The 22,314-nt window shown below is 63.6% G+C and carries 19 protein-coding genes; 6 read left to right on the plus strand and 13 right to left on the minus strand.

The genetic code is table 11. The features are described 5' to 3' along the window. Window positions 1-519 (minus strand): GAF domain-containing protein, encoded by a 519-nt coding sequence (locus tag IEY62_RS18480; protein WP_189020616.1) that lies wholly within the window; start codon window positions 517-519, stop codon window positions 1-3. Then, window positions 516-1,910 carry an MFS transporter gene (locus tag IEY62_RS18485; protein WP_189020618.1) on the minus strand — a complete coding sequence of 465 codons (1,395 nt, stop codon included), beginning with the start codon at window positions 1,908-1,910 and terminating at the stop codon, window positions 516-518. Before IEY62_RS18485 ends, IEY62_RS18480 begins: the two co-directional genes overlap by 4 nt. 108 nt (window positions 1,911-2,018) lie before the next feature. On the opposite strand from IEY62_RS18485, the gene IEY62_RS18490 reads away from it, so the two are divergent. Further along, on the plus strand, window positions 2,019-2,897 hold the full coding sequence (locus tag IEY62_RS18490; protein ID WP_082924656.1) for a MurR/RpiR family transcriptional regulator: 879 nt from the start codon (window positions 2,019-2,021) through the stop codon (window positions 2,895-2,897). A gap of 102 nt (window positions 2,898-2,999) precedes the next feature. After that, entirely contained in the window at window positions 3,000-3,578 is a 579-nt protein-coding gene (locus IEY62_RS18495; RefSeq protein ID WP_189020620.1) for an adenylate kinase, read from the plus strand. A gap of 11 nt (window positions 3,579-3,589) precedes the next feature. Here the strand turns inward: IEY62_RS18495 and IEY62_RS18500 are convergent, their stop codons facing one another. The 3 genes from IEY62_RS18500 to IEY62_RS18510 are packed head-to-tail and all read right to left on the minus strand — an operon-like array spanning window position 3,590 to window position 6,224. Then, window positions 3,590-4,162 (minus strand): flavin reductase family protein, encoded by a 573-nt coding sequence (locus IEY62_RS18500; RefSeq protein WP_189020622.1) that lies wholly within the window; start codon window positions 4,160-4,162, stop codon window positions 3,590-3,592. 2 nt (window positions 4,163-4,164) lie between these two features. Further along, a complete protein-coding gene (locus IEY62_RS18505) occupies window positions 4,165-5,211 on the minus strand; it encodes a methionine synthase (protein WP_189020624.1) in 1,047 nt (348 codons plus the stop codon). A 20-nt stretch (window positions 5,212-5,231) separates the two neighbouring features. Beyond that, the gene (locus tag IEY62_RS18510) at window positions 5,232-6,224 is read right to left on the minus strand and encodes a DUF1852 domain-containing protein (RefSeq protein WP_189020626.1); all 993 of its coding nucleotides are present in this window, start codon (window positions 6,222-6,224) and stop codon (window positions 5,232-5,234) included. Window positions 6,225-6,344: 120 nt separating this feature from the next. On the opposite strand from IEY62_RS18510, the gene IEY62_RS18515 reads away from it, so the two are divergent. After that, on the plus strand, window positions 6,345-7,286 hold the full coding sequence (locus IEY62_RS18515; RefSeq protein ID WP_189020628.1) for a LysR family transcriptional regulator: 942 nt from the start codon (window positions 6,345-6,347) through the stop codon (window positions 7,284-7,286). Between the two features lie 55 nt (window positions 7,287-7,341). Here IEY62_RS18515 and IEY62_RS18520 read toward each other — a convergent pair whose 3' ends face one another. The 3 genes from IEY62_RS18520 to IEY62_RS18530 are packed head-to-tail and all read right to left on the minus strand — an operon-like array spanning window position 7,342 to window position 10,519. After that, window positions 7,342-8,088 carry a glycosyltransferase gene (locus IEY62_RS18520; protein ID WP_189020630.1) on the minus strand — a complete coding sequence of 249 codons (747 nt, stop codon included), beginning with the start codon at window positions 8,086-8,088 and terminating at the stop codon, window positions 7,342-7,344. Beyond that, window positions 8,085-9,449, minus strand: a complete 1,365-nt coding sequence (locus tag IEY62_RS18525; protein WP_189020632.1) for a bifunctional PIG-L family deacetylase/class I SAM-dependent methyltransferase — start codon at window positions 9,447-9,449, stop codon at window positions 8,085-8,087. Before IEY62_RS18525 ends, IEY62_RS18520 begins: the two co-directional genes overlap by 4 nt. Next, complete coding sequence (locus tag IEY62_RS18530) at window positions 9,443-10,519, minus strand: acyl-CoA dehydrogenase family protein (protein ID WP_189020634.1); 1,077 nt, start codon at window positions 10,517-10,519, stop codon at window positions 9,443-9,445. The genes IEY62_RS18525 and IEY62_RS18530 overlap by 7 nt, the downstream gene beginning before the upstream one ends. Window positions 10,520-10,766: 247 nt before the next feature. Here IEY62_RS18530 and IEY62_RS18535 point away from each other — a divergent pair, with 247 nt between their 5' ends. Together IEY62_RS18535 and IEY62_RS18540 are read left to right on the plus strand one after the other, a co-directional pair. Continuing rightward, window positions 10,767-13,049 carry a SulP family inorganic anion transporter gene (locus IEY62_RS18535; RefSeq protein WP_189020636.1) on the plus strand — a complete coding sequence of 761 codons (2,283 nt, stop codon included), beginning with the start codon at window positions 10,767-10,769 and terminating at the stop codon, window positions 13,047-13,049. A 235-nt stretch (window positions 13,050-13,284) separates the two neighbouring features. Further along, complete coding sequence (locus IEY62_RS18540; protein WP_189020638.1) at window positions 13,285-13,881, plus strand: DnaJ family domain-containing protein; 597 nt, start codon at window positions 13,285-13,287, stop codon at window positions 13,879-13,881. A 138-nt stretch (window positions 13,882-14,019) separates the two neighbouring features. Here IEY62_RS18540 and IEY62_RS18545 read toward each other — a convergent pair whose 3' ends face one another. After that, the gene (locus IEY62_RS18545; protein WP_189020640.1) at window positions 14,020-15,345 is read right to left on the minus strand and encodes an ammonium transporter; all 1,326 of its coding nucleotides are present in this window, start codon (window positions 15,343-15,345) and stop codon (window positions 14,020-14,022) included. 174 nt (window positions 15,346-15,519) lie between these two features. Beyond that, complete coding sequence (locus tag IEY62_RS18550) at window positions 15,520-16,779, minus strand: MFS transporter (RefSeq protein ID WP_229785440.1); 1,260 nt, start codon at window positions 16,777-16,779, stop codon at window positions 15,520-15,522. 147 nt (window positions 16,780-16,926) lie between these two features. On the opposite strand from IEY62_RS18550, the gene IEY62_RS18555 reads away from it, so the two are divergent. Next, window positions 16,927-17,661, plus strand: a complete 735-nt coding sequence (locus IEY62_RS18555; protein ID WP_189020726.1) for a glutamine amidotransferase — start codon at window positions 16,927-16,929, stop codon at window positions 17,659-17,661. Window positions 17,662-17,664: 3 nt separating this feature from the next. Here IEY62_RS18555 and IEY62_RS18560 read toward each other — a convergent pair whose 3' ends face one another. The 3 genes from IEY62_RS18560 to IEY62_RS18570 all read right to left on the minus strand — a co-directional run bounded on the left by IEY62_RS18560 (window position 17,665) and on the right by IEY62_RS18570 (window position 22,311). Beyond that, a complete protein-coding gene (locus IEY62_RS18560; protein WP_189020642.1) occupies window positions 17,665-19,854 on the minus strand; it encodes a transglycosylase domain-containing protein in 2,190 nt (729 codons plus the stop codon). Between the two features lie 106 nt (window positions 19,855-19,960). Further along, complete coding sequence (locus IEY62_RS18565) at window positions 19,961-20,461, minus strand: sensor histidine kinase (protein WP_189020645.1); 501 nt, start codon at window positions 20,459-20,461, stop codon at window positions 19,961-19,963. 263 nt (window positions 20,462-20,724) lie between these two features. Further along, window positions 20,725-22,311, minus strand: a complete 1,587-nt coding sequence (locus IEY62_RS18570) for a carbohydrate-binding domain-containing protein (protein ID WP_189020647.1) — start codon at window positions 22,309-22,311, stop codon at window positions 20,725-20,727. Between the last annotated feature and the right edge of the window lie 3 nt (window positions 22,312-22,314).

Consider the following 22,314-nt stretch of genomic DNA (forward strand, 5'->3'; position numbering starts at 1 on the left):
CTAAACGGTGTCCTTCCCGGGGACTGCAGGGACTTCGGGTGCTTCGGGTACTTCGGTGGGATGGGCTTCAAAGGCTTGGACCAGCGCGGGCAGGTTCGCGTTGATGACCTCGACGGCGGTGGCCACACTTTGCTTCGTGTACTTGCCTTCCGCGTCAAGGAGCGCCAGGACGCCAACAACGGTGCTGTGGGGGTCCAGGACCGGCACGTTGATCACGGCTCCGCAGCCGAGTTGCTGGATAAGCTCGGAATCCGTAAAGACTTCGCGGAGTGCTGCCAGGTCGGGGGCCAGGAACGGCTTCTTGTCTTCGATGACCGTTCCAAGCCAGCCGGGGGATATCTCAACGGTCTTCTCTCCGCCAACCGGGTATTGCGTGGGATGGCTGGTGAACAGTCGTTTCAGTCCGGAACGTTGGGGGATCCACTGCAGTGCGGTGAAGAGGACAACTCCCGGATCCTGCTGCAGGGAGGTGAAGGCCTGCTGGAAAGTGCTGTCAGTGTTCAGGGTGTTTCCGCTCATTTGCTCACTGCTCCTGCCGCTGCCGGGTCATGTTCGGCGCGGGCGTTGATGTCCTCAAGCGACTTGCCCGCAGTGGAGGCGCCGAAGATCACGACGCCAAGGACGCCGATGGTCAGCACCACCGTGGTCATGGTGAACACCCCGCCGAAACCGAGGGAGGCGGCGAAGATTCCGATGATGGATGGGGCCAGGATGCTGCCGACGCGGCCTACGGCACTGGCAAGGCCAACGCCCGTGGCGCGCATCCAGGTGGGGAAAAGCTCCGGCGTGTAGGCGTAAACACCTGCGTAGGTGCCGTTCAGGAAGAAGGACAACGTTGCGGCAGCCACCAGAATCATGCCGGAATCGTTGGACTGGCTCAGCCAGAAAGCGCTGATGGCCGATCCCGCCAGGTAAAGGGCGATGGTGTTCTTGCGGTCAATACGGTCACACAGCCAGGCGGCCGAGAAGTAGCCGGGAATCTGTGCCAGGTAGATGAGGATGGAGAATTCGAAGCTCTTGGTGACTGTAATGCCACGGCCTACCAGCAAGGTGGGGATCCAGGAGAAGAAGCCGTAGTACGAGAATGTGATGACGAACCAGATCAACCAGATGACGGCGGTCCGGCGGCGCATTGCCTTGGACCACATGAACTTCAGGGCATTCCAGACACTGATCTTTTGCTCATGCTTGGTGATCTCTTCTTCCGCGGACGGCAAGGGGGCCAGGGGCTTCCCGGTCGCTTTCACGACGCTCTGCTCAAATCGATCCACCACTGCGGTTGCCTCGGCGATGCGCCCGCGGCTGATGAGGAAGCGTGGGGATTCGGGCAGTCCGCGACGCCACCACAGCAGGAGGAGGATGGGAATGGCGGTGATGACCTGCGCCCAGCGCCAGCCGTCCTCGCCCATCGGAACCACGAATCGGCCGATCAGTGCCGCAGCCACGAAACCAAAGGAGAAGAAGCCGGCCAGGGTTCCAATGAACCAACCGCGGCGTTTCGGCGGAATGAACTCGGAGAGGAAGGGGGCGATGATCACGCTTTCGGCGCCGGCGCCCAATCCTGCAAAGATCCGTGCAATCAGGAAGACTTCGAAGTTGGGGGCCATGGCGGCGATTATCGACATGAGGCAGTAGAAGGCGAGAGCCCACAGCATGACCTTCTTGCGGCCGAAGCGGTCACCCATCCAACCGGCCAGGATTGCGCCGAAGAAGAAGCCGAACGGGGCCGCGGAGCCAACCAATCCGAGGCTGGCGGTGCTGAGGCCCCACAGTTCCTGGATGCGCGGGAGCAGGAACGCGACCACTGCACCGTCCATGCCGTCGAATGAGTAGCCGAGGCCTCCGATGAGGAGAAGCTTGTAGTGTGGTCGACTGAGAGCCAGACGATCCAGGCGTGCTGTGAGAGACATGGTGATTCCTGCCAAAGTGGGCCAAGTTGTACATTTTTAGGAATATGCACGGATCTGTGCAGAAGTGATGTATCGAAGTTACGGCCAAAGTGTGAGGTAGGTCAATAGGTGGAAGAAGATTTCGACTCGTCAACGTTGACCGAGTGGCTGGACAGCCGTGTCCAGGGGCGGAAGCTCGCTGCGCGCCAACTGCAGGTCATTGGCATCCTCCGATCCCAGCCGCGGCTTGCGTCCTACGGTTCGGTCAGTGACATCGCCGGGGCTGCCGCGTCGAACGCCTCCACAGTGACCAGAACCGCACAGACACTGGGATTCAAGGGGTGGGCAGACTTTCAATTTGAGCTGCGCTCACGGTTCCTGGCGTCCCTCAGCGCAGTGGAAGTTGCCGCCGAGCACAATGGCCACATCAACAGTCCGGCACAGGCAGCAGTGTCCACGGACCGGGCCAATTTGGCCCACTTTGAGCGAACCCTGGATGCCAACACCCTTCATGACATTGCGCAGGCGATTGCGGGTGCAAGGCAAACATTCATCGTTGCAGCAGGCAGTTACGCGATCCCGGGCAAGGCGTTGGAGCACAACGCCATCATCGCCGGCTACAACGTCCGGCTCCTCGACGCCGACGTCGCCGCCCTGACCAACGCCATTGCACGGCTTGGTGCAGAAGACCTCGTCATTGCGATCAGCCTCTGGAGGGTCTACGACAGCACCATGCGTGCGGTCGAGATCGCGCACAACCTTGGCACCCCCATCGCCTCCATCACGGACAGCGCAGGATCACCAGTGGCCGTGCATGCTGACCACCGGATCGTGGTGCCCACAGAAGGCGCGGGCTTCTTCCCCTCCCTTACAGGTGCCGTGTCCGCGGTCCAGGCGATCGCCGTCGAACTCGCTTCCCTGGACCGTGAGCGGTCCAACCAGAACATCGCAGCTTCGGAGCGGACCTGGGACCAGATGCGGATCATGCATCCACGGTCCAGCTCCTAGCCAAGCCGTTTCCCAGCAAAAAGATGACGACGACGGCGGGTGCCTCCCGTCGTCGTCGTCGTATGGTTAAGTCCCGGCCGCCTCTCGAAACGGACCAGTGTCATGGCGCGACTGATCATCATGGGCCCTCCGGGTTCCGGCAAAGGCACGCAAGCCGAGCACCTTGCGCGGCATTTCGGGATTCCCGCCATCTCCACGGGGGATCTGTTCCGCGCCCACGTCCGGGACAAAACAGAACTGGGGCTTGAAGCCGGCGGGTTCATGGACCGGGGTGAGTTCGTGCCGGACCACGTCACCTCGGACATGCTCAAGCAGCGCATGGAGGAACCCGATGCTGCCGACGGTTTCCTGTTGGATGGGTACCCCCGGACGGTCATTCAGATCGGCGCCCTGGACGAGATGCTTGCAACCCGTGGCCAGCAGTTGGAAGTAGTACTTGCACTCACGGCCTCGGACAGCGAGCTGCTGGCCCGGATGCTCCGCCGTGCTCACGAGCAGGGCCGCAGCGATGATACCGAAGCTGTGATCCAACGTCGGTTGGAGCTGTACCGGGAAGAAACCCAGCCGGTTCTGACGGCGTACACGAAGCGCGGGATTCTGTTGACCGTGGAGGGGACCGGTGAGCGGGAGACCATTACGCAGGCTGCAATTGCCGCCGTCGAAAGGGCGCTGTTGGCTTAACCTGGCGGTGCTCAGCCGCCATGCTTGGAATGCTCACCCAGACGGTGCCATGACCGGTTGTGGTAGACCAGGGCGTCGCCGGGTTCGCCCGGTTGGACGTCACGCATCACGCGGGACTCCAGGGCGTGAACGGCGATGATTGTGGACGTCCCAACCTCCATGCGATTGATGACGGCGCAGCGCACCCAGGCCCGGACGTCGTCATAAACCGCTTCGCCGGTTGCGAGTCTCGACCAGGGGTGGGTCTGGTCGAAGCGGTCGGCGCCGGGGGTCGCTCCAAGCTTCGCCAAGTCGACGTCGTGCGAGTCCAGCAGGTGCACCACGACGGTTTCGGCGCGTGAAAGCACCTTGGACGCAGAGGACAGTGCCGAGACCGAGAAAATCAGCAACGGAGGTTCCGCGCTCACTGACACGACCGACGATACCGTCAGCGCCACCGGTCCTTCGCCGGCATCAGCCGTGATGACGGCGACACCTCCCGGGTGGCCACGGAACAGTGCTTTGAATTCGTCGGCCGAGAGAGAGGACGGGAAGCTTTGCTTCGGGGCCTCGAGCCAGGTTTCCGTGGGGTAAGCGTGAAACATGGTTATGACACCCTGGGGGCGGAGCCGGCGAGTTCCTCGCGAACAATGTTCGTCCCCGCGCTGAGAGCACTCAGCTTGGCCAGTGCGACGTCGCGGGGGAACGGTGCCATGCCGCAGTTGGAGCTCGGGATGAGCTTGTCCGCGTCGACGAACTGCAGGGCCTTGCGGAGGGTGTCGGCGACTTCCTCCGGGGTCTCGATGGTCTCGCTTGCGACGTCGATTGCCCCGAGCATGACTTTCTTGCCGCGGAGGAGCTCGATGAGGTCCATGGGCACGTGGGAGTTCTGGGATTCCAGCGAGACGATGTCGATGCTGGAGCTCTGCAGCAGCGGGAACGTTTCCTCGTACTGCCGCCACTGTGAGCCGAGCGTGGCCTTCCAGTCAGTATTCGCCTTGATTCCGTAGCCGTAACAGATATGCACAGCGGTCTCCACGCGCAGTCCCTCTGCCGCTCTCTCAAGCGCAGCCACGCCCCAGTCCTTGACCTCATCGAGGAAGACGTTGAACGCGGGCTCGTCGAACTGGATGATGTCCACCCCGGCCGCCTCCAGTTCTTTCGCCTCCTCGTTCAGGATCGTGGCGAACTCCCAGGCGAGCTTCTCGCGGCTCTTGTAGTGGTCATCGTAGAGCGTGTCCACCATGGTCATGGGGCCGGGAAGAGTCCATTTGATCGGCCGGTCGGTGGTTGCACGGAGGAACTTGGCGTCTTCGACGAATACCGGCCGCTCGCGGCGAACCGCTCCGACGACGGTCGGTACACTCGCGTCGTAACGATCGCGGATGCGCACGGTCTTTCGCTGTTCAAAGTCCACCCCGCTGAGATGCTCGATGAACGTAGTGACGAAGTGCTGGCGGGTTTGCTCGCCGTCGCTGACGATGTCGATGCCGCGTCGGCTCTGTTCGTGGATGGCGATGCGCAGGGCATCCTGCTTGCCTTCGAGCAGCGCATCTCCCTCCAGTTTCCAGGGGGACCAAAGAGTCTCAGGCTGTGCGAGCCACGATGGTTTCGGCAGGCTTCCGACGACGGTGGTGGGCAAGAGTGTGTTCATGATTGACGATTCTCCGGGGGTCAGTTGACGAGTGCGGGGTATTTGGCGGTCCACCGGTCCAACAGGTCCTTGTGGGGCGTGATGAAGTGTTCCTCCGTGTACTTCGCCTGCTTGATGGCGAGCTGACTGCGCTCGACGCGGTCGTAAGCGATCTGGGTCCGCGAGTAATCCTGCTCTCCCAGGCTCGGCTGGTAGATGGCGGCGGCGGCGGAGTTCGCGTTGTAGACCTCCGGGCGGTAGATCTTCTGGAACGTCTCCATGGTGCTGATCGTGCCGATGAGCTGCAGGTTGGAGTAGTCGTTGAGCAGGTCGCCGCGGAAATAGAAGGCGAGCGGGGCAACGCTGCCACGTGGCATGAAGTAGCGGACCTGCAGCCCCATCTTTGCGAAGTACGCGTCCGTCAGCGAGAACTCGTCCTGCTGGTACTCGACGCCCAGGACCGGGTGATGGTTCTCGGTTCGCCGGTACGTCTTGCTCGTGGAGACGCTGATGCACACCACTGGTGGCTGCGGGAAGCGTTCCTGGCATGCCGGGGAATCGAGGAATTGCTGGAACAGCTTGCCGTGAAGATCGCCGAAGTCCTCGGGAACGGTGGGTTTGCCTGAGTCGCCTGCGGCCGCCGGCAGTACTACGCTGAAGTCGAAGTCACGGACGTAGGAGGAGAAGTTGTTTCCCACGATCCCTTGGTGGCGGACCCCGTTCAGCTGGTCGACGATCTGGATGTCGAGAACCTCGAACAGCGGGAACTGCTGGTCCGTGCCTTCCGCGGTGAACTCTATCTGCACAGAGACGATCTCAAGCTCGAGCGTGTAACGGTCGCGGTCCGGGTTGTCCCAGCATGCCAGATCGTTGAAACGGCGCCGAATCATGGTCAGGGCGTTGCGGAGGTTCTCCTGGCGGTGCTCGCCCCGTGCCAGGTTGGCGAAATTCGTTGTGATCCGCGAGCCTTCGGACGGGGAGTAGTCCTCGTCGAAGGGGGTGGTGGTGATGCTGAAGGTGAAGTCGTCTGCCATGTGATGCCAATCCGTTGATGGGCCGGAGACGGCCTTTCAGAAGGGGATGTATCCATGGTGCAGCTTTTTGATGGGTATCAGGTAACTACTGGTTACTATGCATACATATAGAATCTACCTATGCCTCAGATTTCGAGCGGATTGACCTTGCAGCAGCTCCGTTACTTCATAGAAGTTGCAGCCGAGGGGTCGATCTCCGCGGCCGCCGATCTTCTCTACGTAGCGCAGCCGACCATGTCCGCCGCGATGAAGGATCTTGAGGCGCGGGTTGGCCGTGCGCTCCTGCTTCGCTCCGCCCGCGGGGTCACCCTCACCGCCGACGGGGTGGAGTTCCTCGGCTACGCGAGGCAGGTGGTGGAGCAGTTTGCTCTCCTCGAGCAGCGCTATCTTGGCAGGCCACCACGGCGGCGACTGCTCGGGGTGTCAACCCAGCACTACTCGTTCGCGGTGGATGCCTTCGTCCGGATGGTCAAGGCCACTGATGTGGCCGAATACGAGTTCTCACTGCGTGAGTCCCGCACCTGGGACATCATCGAGGATGTCCGGACTCTCCGCAGCGAGGTAGGCATCCTCTACCGGAACGATTTCAACCGGAAGGTCATCGACAAGCTGCTCCGGGAATCCGGGCTCGCGTTCACTCCTCTTTTCCTCGCCGATCCACACATTTTCATTTCACGGAAGAACCCGCTCGCCTCAAAAGAGCGTGCGACTCTTGATGATCTCGCCGGCTTGCCGCGCCTGACCTTCGATCAAGGTGCGAACAACTCTTTCTACTTCGCCGAGGAGATTCTCTCCACCTTGTCCAGCAAGCAGGAGATCCGGGTCTCCGACCGTGCCACGATCTTCAACCTCATGATCGGGCTCCACGGCTACACGATCTCGACGGGCATCATCAGCGGGCAACTCGACCCGGAGATCGTGGCCATCCCGCTCGACGTTGACGAACGCATCGAGATCGGCTGGATCGGCCATGCCGCGATTCCGCTCACCGACCAGGCGCAGCGCTACCTCGGGGAATTGCGGACCGTCGTCGCTGAGTTCGGCGTAGCGCTGATCGACTGACTGCAGTTGAGCGGGCGGGTCTTCACTCCTTCACTGATTGGATGTAGTCGCCCGCCTAGCCCGTTACGGCCGGAAGTTCCGCGCTCAAGGCGCGAAGGTAAGCAGCGAAACCCTCCGGTGCGCGGGCGTGGGTCCGCCCGGAGGTCAGGACGCGGATGGTGTCTGTCGCCACCACCTGGAATCCGCGGCTGCGCAGGCGTTCCACCAGGACCCTGTCCTCGTGCGCCCGCAACCGCGGGAAACCGCCCACGGCAAAATAGGCGGAGCCGCGGACGCCAAAGTTCGCCCCATGGATGTACTGATGGTCCTCGCGGAACGGGTGGAGTTCCAGCCAGCGCCGCAGCACTGCGGGGTCAATATCGTTGGGGTCGGGCTCCACGGAACCCAGGATGGCATCCGCTCCGTTCTCAGCGAGCTCCACCTGACGGACAAGCCAGTTCTCCGGCACCGCGGAGTCCGCGTCGGTGTTGGCGAACCAGAGGTCGCCGGCGTCGATGGGGCGCCGTGCGGCCAGAGCGCTGCGGAAGCCAAAACCGCGACTGGCGCCCGTGCTCCGCAACGCCACTTCGACCAGGGAAAAGCGGGGATCGCCGGCTACGTACGCGGCGGTGATGTCCGCTGAGCGGTCGGTGCAACTGTCCAGGACCACCGTCATGTGGAGTCGGATGTCCGGGCGTGCCCTGTTGAGCACGTCGGCGGCTGTCCGAAGAGCTGACAGCGCGTGGCCGATGTGCTGGTCCTCGTTGTGGGCGGGCATGACCACTGCCACATCCCGAATGCGTTGCGGCACAGGATCCGTCATGTCGCCCCGCCCGGGGCCACGAGGATTTCCAGCATGAAGTCCTTCTCGCGGTAAAGCCCGTGTGTGGGCCACTCCAGCTGGGTGCGGGCCATCGCATGGACGGCTTCAGCATCAAGCCGCCAGCCCGATATCGGATGCCGCCAGTGGCACAGCAGCAGGGTCCCGCCGGGGAGGGTGGAGGCCTGGATCCTGGCCAGGAGCTCCGTTAGCTCCTCCGGGGAAAGGTAGTAGCCGGTCTCGGACAACACCACCAGATCGAACGTGCCTTCAGGCCACTCATGCGGCATTGTGAGGTGCCTGGCCTCCGCTGATGGATACCGGGAAAGGCGCTTACCGGCCTCCGCGAGTGCCGTGCTGCTGGCGTCCACGCCCAGGAACGTTCCGCAGCGCTTGGCGAGCTCTTCGCTGAGCGTGCCAATTGAGCAGCCCAGCTCCAGCCCTGATTCGTAGGATTCCCGGGGGAGTGCAGCCAGGGTCATGGCCCGCTTGCGGCGTTCGTACCAGCTGGTGGTGTAGCTCCAGGGATCCTCTTCGCGGGAGTGCACCTCGTCGAAGATCCGCTCCGCATCCTTGGCGCTGTTGTTTCCAGCCGTTGAGGGGTGCCAGGCGAAGGTTTCCCACGGCCTCTGGAAGTGTTCCAGGAATGTTCCGGAGAGCAGTGTCTCGTCGCCCGGCTCCCCGGAGAGTGGTTCCGTTTGTGAGGCGTGGGCCCGCATCGCAGCAGCTTTGGCCTCCTGCTCCGACTCTTCGAGCGGGACCCGCACCCACGTTTGCCAGGTTTCATGGTCCGGCCCTGCCCAGAGCCAGTACCAGATGGGGTACTCCAACAAACCGTGGCCGCCGTTGTCGGCGAGCTCCGCCGCCGTGGAGCCCAGGACGTCGTGGTCGGTGTGCCCGTCGGATCGGAGCGGGGCAACGATCGTCACGTTCTCCGCTGGACGCCCTGAAGCTGCGGTGGCCTCCCGGACCGCGTCCGCGATCCTGTCTGCGTTGGCTGCCAGCTTGCCGTCAGGCAGTTCCAGGAACTGCCAGCTCGCGCCCGGAGCCAGCCCCGACACAGCCGCGTCGAACTCTGTGAGCCTGAGGGCGGCAAGCTGTTCCGGCGTCGTCGTTGGCGATTCCGGGTGGGACGCTTCGCCGGCGGTGCAGAGCAGGACTTTGATGTCTGCGCCTGCTGCGTGAAGTTTTGCGAGAAATCCGCCGGCGCCCAAGGACTCGTCATCCGGGTGCGCGGCGAGGACCACGAAGGTCATGCCGGCGAGTTCGTCCTTGCCCAGGGGAAGTTCGGGCAAGGCGGCCAGGCCGCTGGCCAACCAGTCCGACTCGGCCGTGCCGGTGTCCGCGTGCGTGAACGTCACCAACTCCGATCCCCTTTCAAGGCCAGGGCGCCCAACTGGGCATCGTCCCGCATGGCGTGGTGTTGCCTGACGTACAACGACAGGTCCGCCATGCGCTTTCCATACGCTTCGTCGAACGCCAGCGGGGCGGGGCCCAGGTTCTGCGTCACCAGGGATTGGATGCGTTCGACGGCGGCGGCAACAGTTCCGCGGACACGCAAGGCGTCGCTCCAAGGGCTCTGACCCTCGGTATCCGAATCCTCCAGCAGCCCGGCGTCGATCCGTTCCGCGCTCTGGACGAGATGGCTGGTGGCCGTGCTGATGGTGCGGTCGATCTCTCCCAAAGTGGCCAGTGCGATCTGGTCAGGTTCACGGCCGTTGTTGGAGGCCTTGCTGAGCGCCGTGGCGTAGTCCCGGGCCACGGCCACCGCACCGCCCAGCCAGCACGCGGCAACTCCCATCCCGCCCCACGCGAAGCCGGGCCGGGAGAAATACCAGCCTTCATCGCCAACCGGGGTGGCCGGAACGTTGACGAAATGGACCGTGCCGCTCGGGATTTCCTGCAGTCCCCGGGCGGTCCACGCCGGTGTTTCCGCACTCACGCCGGGGTCTTTCAGGTTCACCGCGAAGGCCGCCCTGCCGCCGTCGTCGGGAAGATGCGCGGTGATCACGGCGCCGTCCAGCTGTTGGGCCAGGGAGCACCACGGCTTTGATCCGTGGAGGACGTAGCTGCCGTTTGCGGTGCGCTTGGCTTCGAGCTTCATGCCGGGCCCCTCCGCCGCGAACACTCCCCAGGTGCCTGTCGTGTCGGTTCCGTTCCCGGCCTGGGCCAGGATCGCGAGGGCGTCCAGGTGGGGTTCCAGCACTCGGCCGGCTGCGACATCCACGGCCGTCACTGATGCCAGGAGTTCCCAGAGTTTGGCTGTGCTGCCTTCGCCGGGCATGGGAGCTGTCTGTCCGAGTTCCGCGGCGATGGCGAGCAGGGCCGGGACGTCGCCCACGGCGGAGTTGATCTTTTCCAGAGCCGGCTCGAGGGCTTGGAGCTGTACTGGTGCGGAGCTGATGCGTACGGGCTGGGGGTCGGGTGCGCTCATGGACCAAGCCTATTCTAAGCAGCCTTAGTTTTGGTGCGTCGGGAAAGGGGGCCGCAGCGTGAGGTTCCCGCCTCGAGTGCCACCGGCCCGGACCTCCAACGCGCGCCACCCCCATCAAAGTTCCCATGGGTCCCAACATGAAGCGCATCTTCACAGCTTTTGTCACGCTTGTCACATCTTGTTGTCATTAACCGTGACAGGTTCCGTAGCTTGGAAGGGTCAGCACATTCCGAGCCAGGAGAACCCCATGCCACAGCCCAACGAATCCGCCACCGTCCCCACCGACTCCCACAGCCCGCCGGGCACCAGTCCCACCAAGAGAAGCATCCTCAGCAACCTCGGCGCAGATCTTCCGGCCTCTCTCGTGGTCTTCCTCGTAGCTCTTCCGCTTTCCCTCGGCATCGCCGCCGCCTCCGGAGCGCCCATCATGGCCGGCCTCATTGCCGCAGCCATCGGCGGAATTGTCGCGGGCAGCCTCGGCGGCTCCCCACTGCAGGTGAGCGGCCCCGCCGCCGGACTGACCGTCGTCGTCGCCGGTCTTGTTGCCGAATTCGGCTGGCAGGTGACCTGCGCAATCACCGCTGCCGCCGGCGTCGTACAGCTGCTCATGGGTGTCAGCCGCATTGGCCGGGCCGCGCTGGCAGTGTCGCCAGTGGTGGTCAAGGCGATGCTTGCGGGCATCGGAATCACCATTATTCTGCAGCAGCTCCATGTGCTCCTCGGCGGGCAGGCCGCGGGCTCCGCCGTCGAAAACCTCACCGCGCTTCCAGCCGCAGTCACCAACGTTGAGCTGCACTCGGCACTGCTGGGACTGGCCGTCGTCGCGATTCTGCTGACGTGGAAGTTCCTCCCCGCTGCGGTGCGGAAAGTGCCGGGGCCCCTGGCCGCCGTCGTTGCTGTCACCGCGCTGTCCGTAGCGGTGGCGCCGGGCGTTGAGCGCATCAGCTTCAGTGGTTCGATTTTCGACGCCGTCGCACTCCCCAGCCTGCCCGACGGCAACTGGCGTGCCGCCGCCATGGCCGTGATCACGGTGGCCCTCATTGCCAGCATCGAATCGCTGCTGTCAGCCGTCGCCGTGGACAAAATGCACGGCGGAATCCGGACGAACCTCAACCGGGAACTCGTCGGTCAAGGCTCGGCGAACATGGTGTCCGGCATGCTCGGTGGCCTCCCGGTAACAGGCGTTATCGTCCGTAGCGCCACCAACGTCGAAGCCGGTGCGAAAAGCCGTACCTCCGCCATCCTGCATGGCGTTTGGGTTCTGGTCTTCTCCGCCTTGTTCGCCGGTCTCATCCAACTGATCCCGCTGTCCGTCCTGGCCGGCCTGCTGTTGGTGATCGGCGCCAAGCTCATCAAAGTGGCCGACATCCGTACCAGCCTTCGCACCGGAGACCTCCTGGTCTATGCCGTCACGTTGGTGTGCGTCGTGGCCCTCAACCTGCTGGAGGGTGTCATCATCGGGCTGGCCCTCGCCGCCTTGTGCGTGCTGTGGCGGGTTCTCCGGGCCCAGATCCAGGCGCACGCCCCGGCGGGAACCGGGCTTCCCTGGCGCGTGACCATCGCCGGCTCGTGCAGCTTCTTCGCGCTGCCCCGGCTCAACCGCGTCCTGCACTCTGTGCCCGAAGGCCAGGACGCCGTGGTGGAACTGAACGCCGACTACCTGGACCACGCTTTCCGCGAAGCACTGGTGGCGTGGGAGAAGCAGCAGAGCAACGGCGGCGCGGCCGTGGTGGTGGAAGAACACGGGACCACCGCTTTCAGCGATGCCGAGGACAACTCCCCGCAGCGCCAGGAACCGCGCGAGTTTCCGCTGCCGCCGCGCACGTCGTGGCAGGCCGCAGATGCCGCCCAAAGGAACGACGACGGCGACCCTCACCCGCCGCTGCGCTCCATCCTCCTGGGCATCGACAAATACCATCGCCGCCACGCAGACAAGGTCCGGCCCCTGGTCCAGGACCTCACCGAAAGCCAGAACCCCGACACCCTGTTCGTGGCATGCGTTGATTCGCGGGTGAATCCGAACCTGATCACCAGCAGTGGTCCCGGTGATCTCCTCACCCTGAGGAACATCGGCAACGTGGTGTGCAGCGACGATCATGATGCCTCCATTGACTCAACGCTGGCCTTCGCTGTGAAGGCCTTGTCCGTGGACTCGATCGTTGTCTGCGGCCACTCCAATTGCGGAGCCATGAAAGCTGTGATCGCTGACGCGGAAGGATCAGCCGCTGGTCTGGGACGTGGGTTCGATGCCTGGCTCGAGCATGCCCGACCCAGCTATCAGGCACTCCTGGCGGGACATCCCGTGGCCCGTGCCGCTGAAGCAGAAGGTTTCAGCCGCCTGGATCAGTTGAGCATGGTGAATGTGGCGATGCAGTTGGGAAAGCTGACGGAGCATCCCGTCACCGGTCCGGCCTTGGCATCGGGCACAGTGCAGGCGACTGGTCTGTTCTACGACATCTGCACAGCCCGGGTGGTCCTGGTCACCCCGGAAGGCATTGAGCAGTTGGACCCGAGCATGGCCGTCCGCTAAATCCTTGTGGTGTACCGCCGCCACCTACTTTCGATCCCACACTGCCCCGACACTCCGCACACTCCGCGGCGTGTCGGGGCAGTTTCAATTTCGAAGTAGGTGGTGGCGGTACGGCATGTTGGTTTCGACGACGTCGCCCTGGGTACGGATTAAGCACCGCCAGGTGGGGAATACTGGACGGAGAACCACGAATTCCGGCAGACCAGGGCTGCCGTTCGAGGAGGTGGCGGACACTATGAGTGCCGGGAACAACGCTTTCAGGCGGAAGCTGGAGCGCGGGGCCGAACTTCGGGCCGTCCGTGGCTGGGGCGGCAATGCGGAGGAAGACGCGGAGATCGAAGCCGCCGATGCCGAAGAACGCGAGAAGCGCCGGAAGGTGGATGATGCCGCCCGCGTCGAATACCTGATCCGCGACGCCATGAACCAAGGGAAGTTCGACAACCTGAAGTACGCGGGAAAACCGATCCCCGGGCTCGGTGAGCACTACGATCCCGACTGGTGGGTCAAGGGACTCATCCAGCGCGAGCGGCTGAGCGGGATCGGCCCTCCTGCCATTTTGCTGCGGATCGAAGACGCCGAACTGGACGCGAAGCTTGATCAGCAATACACGGAGAAACAAGTCCGGGACATCCTCGAGGACTTCAACAAACGCGTGATCGAGGCCCGTCGGCAGCTTCAAGGCGGCCCGCCGGTCATCACGAAACTCAGGGATGTGGACGCCGAACTCGAACAGTGGCGGCAGCGGCGCGCGGCGGCCTCCCCGCCGGAACCGGAACCGCAGGCGCCGGCCAAGCGGACCTTTTGGCAGCGCCTCTGGAACGGCACCGGCTAACCCAACCGGGTAGCAGTTGACGTCGTTCTCAGCGCTCAAAACGGCCTGAACTGCTACCTGCTTGGGCGGTGCGCACACAACAGCAGCCGACGGCGGAACCCGGGTACCGCCGTCGGCTGCTGTTTGATGGTGGTGCCGTTATGCGAAGCTGTCTTCCTTGGCTTCCGGAGTGGCCGCGGCGGGCTTGCCCTTGAGCAGCGCAGACAGGTGCGCCTGCTGCTGGCGGAAGTGGCCGTGGGCGGTGAGACCGAACTCGTAGGCGGACTCGGCGTGCTGGGTAAGGTCGACGCCGGTGATTTCATGCTCGCGGGGAACGCGGAAGCCGATGGTCTTGTGGATGATCCGGCCAATGACCAAGGTACCCACTCCGGACAGGGCAATGGTGATCAGAACAGCCACGATCTGCGCGATCAGCTGCTGCGGGCCACCGCCGTACAGGAGCCCACCTGCCACGCCATCCTGCGGGAAAGCGATAAAGCCCAGGGAAAGAGTTCCGATGACACCTGCACCGAAGTGCACCCCTACAACGTCAAGGGAATCGTCGAAACCGAACTTGTACTTCAGGTCAACGAACACAGCGCAGGCAGCGCCGGCCACGAGGCCCAAGCCAACAGCGGCGAGCGGGCTGATGTTGGCGCAGGAGGGCGTGATCGCAACCAGGCCAGCCACCACACCGGACGCTGCGCCCAGGGAAGTGGGGTGCCCGTGACGGATCTTCTCCACCACCAGCCAGCTCAGCATCGCGGCGGCAGGAGTGACCAATGTGTTGACCCAGATCAGGCCGGCCTGCTCGGCGGTGGTTGCCGCGCCGCCATTGAAACCGAACCAGCCGAACCAAAGAATTGCTGCGCCGATCATGATGAACGGAACGTTGTGGGGACGGTGGTTGGGGTCCTTGGCGAATCCGTGGCGCTTTCCCACGATCAATGCGAGGACGAAAGCGGCAGTTCCCGAGCTGACCTCCACCACGGCGCCGCCGGCGAAGTCGATGACCTGGCCGAAGACTTCCGTCACGGCCCCACCGGCGCTCATCAGGCCGCCACCCCACACCATGTACGCCAAGGGGCAGTAGACAACCGTAATCCAGATGGGCACGAACAATGCCCAGGCGCCGAACTTGGCCCGGTCGGCAATGGCGCCGCTGATGAGGGCAACAGTGATGATGGCGAACGTTGCCGCGAAGGTGGCCTTGATGAGATCGGGCGTGCCCACCAGATCCTGCAGGCCGAAGTGTGCGAAGGGATTGCCGAACAACCCCAGGAAGCCGTCGCCGGTGGTCATCGAGTAGCCCCACAGGACCCACACCACGCCCACGATCCCTGCGGAGATGAAGCTCATCATGATCATGTTCAGTGCTGCCTTGGCGCGGGTCATGCCGCCGTAGAACAGGCCGAGGCCAGGAGTCATGAAGAGCACCATTGCCGCCGACAACATCATCCAGACGTTCTGCGCAGAGATCTCCACCTGCGTTCCCTTCTTTCAAGCCTGTCCGAAACGAGCCGTGATTCATCCGGCTCCCGTAAGCCCCCCGATCAATATTCGGTGAGCTATGTTTCCGACTCAGAAGAGCTAAGTTGCGGGTAAGTTACAGAAATCTCCCGTTCGTGAAGATCAGGTCACTGGCATGTTTCGGGAATGTTAACGGCGCTTCTCCCGGGGTCCGGCCGGGTAGCCGCCCCGCCTGCTGGCGATGATGATGACCAGGGCGATCGCCGTGGGCACTGCCGCCGCCAGCGGTACAAGTTGGGCGCCCACGGTGGTCAGGGCGAGGGCTCCGTAAACGGCCCCGACGGCGATCCCCAGTTGGATGGTCACCACCGTGAGGCCGTTGGCAGCGTCCTTGTGCTCGCCACCGGCGCGGAGAATCGCCGCCTGGTTGTAGATACCTACCGCGCCGAATGCGATACCCCACAGCGTCATGAGGCCGAACGCCCCCACCCAGGTGCCGCCCAGCGCCGGCAGCAGGGCGAACGTGAGGGTCAGGAGCCCGACGGCGGCAATCACCGATGCGCGTGGACGGGAGTCAGCGGTCATGCCGGCAATCCAAATGCCCACGAGGCTCGCGATTCCAACCACGGAGAGGGAGATGCTGGTGGCGGATTCCGGCAGCCCGGATGCCAGCAGGAACGGCGCCACGTAGGTGAACAGGGTGAAGTGGGCCAGAAGCAGCAGGGGCCAGGCGATGGCCACCGCGATGACTCCCGGCAATTTCATGGCCGCACGCAGGGACGGAGTCTTCTGGCTGGCGTTGTCGTGGGCGCCCGGAAGGAGCCAGAAGGCCAACCCGGCCAACAGCACGCCCACGCCCGCAAGAACCAGGAAGGAAGCACGCCAGGACATCAGCGATCCCATGAGCGTACCGATCGGAGCCCCCACTGCCAGCGCGATGCTGTTGCCGCTGAACACCACAGCCATGGCTTTGCCCACGGAGTGTGCCGGAACGATCCGGGCAACATAGGGCGCCATGCTGGACCACAGCATGCCGTGCGCGATCCCGCCAAGGAGCCTGGCCCCAATGGCCCAGCCCAATGCAGGGCTCAACGCCAGCAGGACATTGCTGAGAGCGAAGGCCAGCACGGTGGCGATCAGCAGCGTCTTCCGGGGAACCCGGCCGGCCAGGAACCGGGATAGCGGGAGGGCCGTGAAAACGATGACCGCTGCATAGACTGCGGTCAGTGAACCCACCGCAGACTCGTCCACTCCCAGATCACGGCTGATTTGTGGGAGCAGACCCGAGGGCAGGAGCTCTGTGGTCACAGCGGTGAAGCCAGCAGCAGCAAGAACCAGGAGGCCGCCCCAAGGGATCCTGGTGGGGCGGTGGCTCACTGACGGGTCCTGTGGCGTAACCACGTCCGGTCCGGTGGCGTGGTGGGCGTCAGCCACGGCAGGGTCCTGCATCAAAAATGTCTCCTCTGGGATTAGTCGCGATTGGGGGCGTTAGCGCGAACAATCACAACGCTACGCAATGAAGTCCCGCGGAGGGAGTGTCTGTCAGTCCTACCCATTCACTTGGAAAGTGACGGCGTGCTCACGCAGACTGGGCCTGTGAAGCCGTTCCTGTTGCTGGCCACCCGGGCCGAAGATGCTGCCGCCGATGACGAGTACCAGGCGTACCTCCGGTACTGCCGCCTGAAACCGGAGGAACTGGTCCGTGTGCGCTTGGAATCCGGCCCCATGCCGTCCCTTGAGTTGGAGGACTTTTCCGGCGTGATCGTTGGCGGCAGTCCCTACACCTCCAGCGATCCTGTGGAGGAGAAGGGCCCCGACCAGCTCCGGGTCGAGGCGGAACTTTCAGAGTTTCTGGACCGGATCGTGGCCGCGGATTTTCCGTTCCTGGGTGCCTGCTACGGTGTCGGGACCCTGGGTGTGCACCAAGGGGCGGTCATTGACCGCCGCTTCGGAGAACCAGTGGGCGCAACGGAGATCAAGCTGACCGGGGACGGCGAACACGATCCCATGCTTCAGGGTGTCCCGCACACCTTCGAGGCCTTCGTCGGTCACAAGGAGGCGTGCAGCAAACTGCCGCCGAACGCAGTGCTGCTTGCAAGTTCCGCAGCCTGCCCGGTGCACATGTTCCGCATCAAGAACAACCTCTACGCAACCCAGTTCCATCCTGAGCTCGACGCCAACGGGCTCATCACGCGGATCAACATCTACAAGAACGCCGGATACTTCCCGCCCCACGAAGCCGACGAACTCATCGAATCCGCCCGGCGCTCCTCGGTGAAGGAGCCCATGCGCGTGCTGCGGAACTTCACCGGCCTCTACGCACGCCAGTAAGGACTACGGCCCCACCCGCGGTGCTGCCGGACTGGTGGTGGGCTGTGGTGCCGGCGGGGGAGCAGGGGCCGTGAACGGTCCACTCGGGTAGAGCGCGGTGGCTTCCATCATGTAATTCGCCCACTGCGGGCCGGCGATCATGTAGCCGTCCAGTGATTTATAGAACTTGCCGTTGATCGTGACGTTCTGGCCCGCCCGCTGTTGTCCCGCCGTCGTGTCCCCAAAGAACGACGCCGTGGCGAGCGCCGTCGTGTACCCGGCCACCCAGGTGGCGCCGTTGTTGTTGGACGTTCCGGTCTTGGCAGCTACCGGGACCCTGCTTTGGACCTTGGGTTCGATATACACACCAGAACCCAGTTTGAGTACATCCTGCAGCACCGAGTTGACGCCCCGGGCCACGGCCGGCTTGACGGCTTCACGGCATTCCGGTGTCTGGGCTTCGTATTCCCTGCCCTGGGCGTCGCTGATCTCCGTGATGGCGATCGGCTTGCAGTAAGTGCCGTCATTGGCGAAGGTGGCGTAGGCACTCGCCAACACCAGAGGCGCGACGCCGATGGAGCCCAGGAGGTTGCCGATCTGGTGCATGTTGATCGGTGCGTTGTCCAGTCCGCTGTGCAGGCCGACGGTGTCCACCATCCGTTGGATTCCGCAGAAGTCCAGCTGGGCGGCAGTGGCAAAAGTGGCCGTGTTGATGGAGTTGTAGAGGCCGTAGTTGATGGGCATCGGGCGGTAGTAGCCGGGGTCGTTGTTCTGCAGGTCGTCATCCGCACCTAGGTTCTGCGCCTTCTGGGCTGTGCTGTAACCGCCAAGAACCTTTCCGCAACTGGAACGCCACGGGAAGCCGACGGGGTACACCCTCCGGGAGGCATCCACCACGGCTGTGGGGTTCTTGCCCTCATTGAGCCACTCCGCATAGATGAAGGGCTTCATGGTGGATCCGGGCTGGAACCCTCCGGCACCGTTCAGGTCGTAACCGTTCTCGTCCTTCGCGTCCACGTTGAAGTTCAACTGGGTGTCGAATTTGCCGTCCTGCGGTACGAAGACGGTGTTCTGTGCCATCGCCAAGACCTTGCCGGTGCCGGGCTGCACGGTGGTCATGGCAGCACCCCATTTGTCCGGGTTATCTCCGGCGGAGGCATCCACCTGTTGCTGGGCGGCGGCCTGGAGCCTGCTGTCCAGCGTGGTGGTGATGGTGAGGCCGCCGCGGTACAGGAGCCGTTCACGGTCCTGGACCGTGTCACCGTAGGCCTCGTCGTTAAGGATGAGGTGCGAGACGTAATCGCAGAAATACGTGGCAATCGCGGCCCCGGCGCATCCTTGGAGGGACGGGGTGATGTTCAATTCCACCGGTGTTGCCACAGCCACCCCATGGTCCACCGCGGTGATCTTGCCTTGTTCGAGCATCCGGTCCAATACAAGGTTCCGCCGGGCCAATGCTGCCGCAGGGTCAACCGTGGGGTCGTAGATGCTGGGCCCATTCACCAGGCCGGCCAACAGCGCCGCCTGGGGCAGTGTGAGGTCCGCGGCCGAGGTGCTGAAGAAGTAACGGGACGCGGCCTCGATTCCGTAAGCGTTCCTGTTGAAGAACACGATGTTCAGGTAACCCTCAAGGATCTGGTCCTTGCTGAAGCGTTTCTCCAGTTCCAGGGCGAGTTTGATCTCGCGGAGTTTGTCTCCCACCGTCTTTTCGCCGCTGAGCACTACGTCCTCGGGGCGGCCCTGTGAAAGCCGGGATTCGTTGAGCACGTTGGTCACGTACTGTTGCGTCAGCGTAGAGGCCCCTTGTTTGGTTCCTTTGGTCAGGTTGGAGGTCAACGCACGCATGATTCCGTGCGCGTCCACCCCCGGGTGCTCATAGAACCGGCTGTCTTCGATGGCCACGATTGCTTCGCGAATGAACGGCGACATTTCCTCAAGGGGAACCTTGACCCTGTTCTCCGCGAAAAACGTGGCGATGAGCTGGCCGTCAGCGGTGACCACCTTGCTGGAAAGGGAAGGTGACTCAACATCGAGCTGGCCGGGAAGGCTCTCGTAGAAACCTATGGACCCACCCACGGTTGTGCTGGTGAGGGCAACCACCGGGACCACGAAGCCGGAGATCAACACGCCGCAGAGCAGGCTCACGAAGAAGAACCCGAAGACCCTCAAAAGGACCTTTCCCAGACCCAGTGGTCTTCTGTTGTTCCGCGCCATTTCGTGCCAATCCGTTGGGATGCCAGGCTGAAAAGTAGCTACAGAATACGTCCGGAACGTCTGTTGTTCCATGGGTCAGGTACCCAATAAAGGTCCCAAATCGGACTCAATCCAGCGGCAGCGTCACCCGCACGCTGGTGCCCTGCCCAACCGCGGAGTCGATGTTGACTGTCCCGCCGGCGTCGTGGACGGCGATCGACATCAGCAGCAAACCAAAACCGTGCCTGCGGCCGCTGGGCGCCGCGTGGATCTCGAAGCCGGTTCCGTCGTCCGTGATGGTGAGCTGGATGCCGTGGTAGACGGCGTTGAGGCGGATGGTGAGTTCGCTGGCGTTCGCGTAGTTCAACGTGTTGCTGAACGCCTCCTGAGCCACGTGGTACAGGAGTCCTGCAGCAGCAGAGGAGATCTCGATGCCGTGGTGGGGAGTGTGCCAATGGATTGTGACACCGGCGCGGCGGAGCGGTGCGGCGAGTCGGTCGATGCACCCCGCGACACCCAGCGCGTAGAAATCCACGGGGTTCTGGTCCTGGATGATGCCCTTTACGGCTACCACCTCGTCGACGGCTGCTGACTGTTCCATTGGTTCCCCCACATCGTTGTGCTTCATACCGGAAATTCGTTGTCGGAGTGCCTTTGTATTGGTATTCCGGCTGATTCCAGCGTGGCGCCGCTACATCAAGGAACCTTTTCGATTGGCTCAAGTTCGCATCAAGTTTGCGGGGGAGGTTCGCTGTGCTGCTGTCGGTGGGGCACACGGGGGGGGAATTCTGCTGGATCATTCGCCTGTTCCCCCTGAAGATCCCCTGAATACCCGGGGCAACTTAGGGTGCGATGACGAATGATCCAGCAGAATTGCACAGGCCACGAAGCTTAGCGGCGTCCACCACCGCCGCCCGGGCCCTGGGCCTGCGTGTACTGGCCCGCCGTCACGGTGCCCTGCTGCTTGGCGCCGTCGACGGATCCGGTGGTGAGGCCTGCTGTGGCCTCGGCGGTGCCTCCCGTGTAAACCGTGTAGCTTGCGCCGTCGGTAATGGCGGCTGAAGAGAACACCAGGGACGCAATGGTCTTGGTGGTCACGAAGGTCGCCACCACGGCGCCCGAAGAATCCACGATGTGCACCGGGGTACCTGCCGGCACGGAGGAGTTGAACGTGACCTGCACACCGGACTGTGTGGAGGAGGTCCCGGGGGTCACAGCCATTCCCGCGCTGCCCGCCGCTGCCACGGTGCCGCCGGAGACGGCGAGTTCACCGTTGACGTCGAGCGCTCCGTTGCCGTCGTTGGTGGGCCCGTTGACCACCACGGTCCCGCCGGAAATGCTGGCGTTGCCGTTCGAGTCCAAGCCGTCGCCCTGTGAGTTGATGGTGAGCGCGCCGCCGGAAACGTCCACCGAGTAATCGCCCACGGTCTCGCCGCCGCCCATCCCGCCGGCCATCCCGCCGCCCATTCCGCCGGAGCCGGAGCTGCTGGAAGTACTCGCCCCGCCGGAAGCGTTCACGCCGTCATCGTTGGATGTGACCGTGACATTTCCGCCGGAGATTGCGATGTGTTGTGCTTCCAGCCCTTCTTCGGATTTGGCTACGTTCACTGTGCCTCCGGAAACAGTCAGGGTGTTGAATGCCTTCACTCCGTCGTCGCCGGCGGTGACGGACAGGGAGCCGCCGCTGACCAGCAACCAGCCGCGTCCCTCGTCCGCATCGTTGTCGGCCTTCACCCCGTCGCCGCCCGCGGTTACCTGGTAGGCGCCGTCCAGGAGTACCGTGTAGTCCTTTCCACGGATGCCGTCGTCTGCTGCGTCCACGGTGACGTTCCCCGAAGCCAGCACCAGGCCGTCCTTGGAGACGATGCCGTCGTTGTACTTTCCGGTGACCTTCAGGGAACCGGGCCCGGCAATGGTCAGGTCAGCCGTGGAGTAGAGGGCCGCGTTGGGTGCGTCATCGCCTTGGTCTGCGTAGCTCGAGGCATCGCTCAGGGTGTTGGTGCTGCCGTCTTCCAGGTACATAATCGCTTCGTCGGCGCTCTGGACCACGAACGGGGATCCGGTGGAGTTGCCCAGTTCCACGCCGTCCAGGATGATTCGAACCGTGTCCGAATCGCCGGCGGCCACCACGATCCTGCCGTCGCTGAGCGAACCGCTGAGGCGGTAGGTGCCCGCCGCGCTGATGGTGACGGTGTTGCCGTCCACCGCCACTCCAGTGGAGGCCGACGACGTCACTTTGCTGCCGCCGTCGGACAGGCTGATGGCCACTTCAGTTGAGGCATCCCAGGTGAGGTCGTCATTGTCGTAGTGGGTGTCTTCCTCGATGGTGGCGGCCGTGACGGCCTGCTGGGTGGCGCTTGTTGTGGATGTGCCGGAAGTGGACGTGGACGATGAGCTGGTGGCGGCGGTGGAGCATCCGGCCAGCGACACAGCGAGGGCGACGGCGGCAACGGACAGGGAGGTGCGGAACGAGCGCATGGG

Origin of the sequence: Paenarthrobacter histidinolovorans (assembly GCF_014647595.1) — a bacterium.
Classification (GTDB): Bacteria; Actinomycetota; Actinomycetes; order Actinomycetales; family Micrococcaceae; genus Arthrobacter; species Arthrobacter histidinolovorans.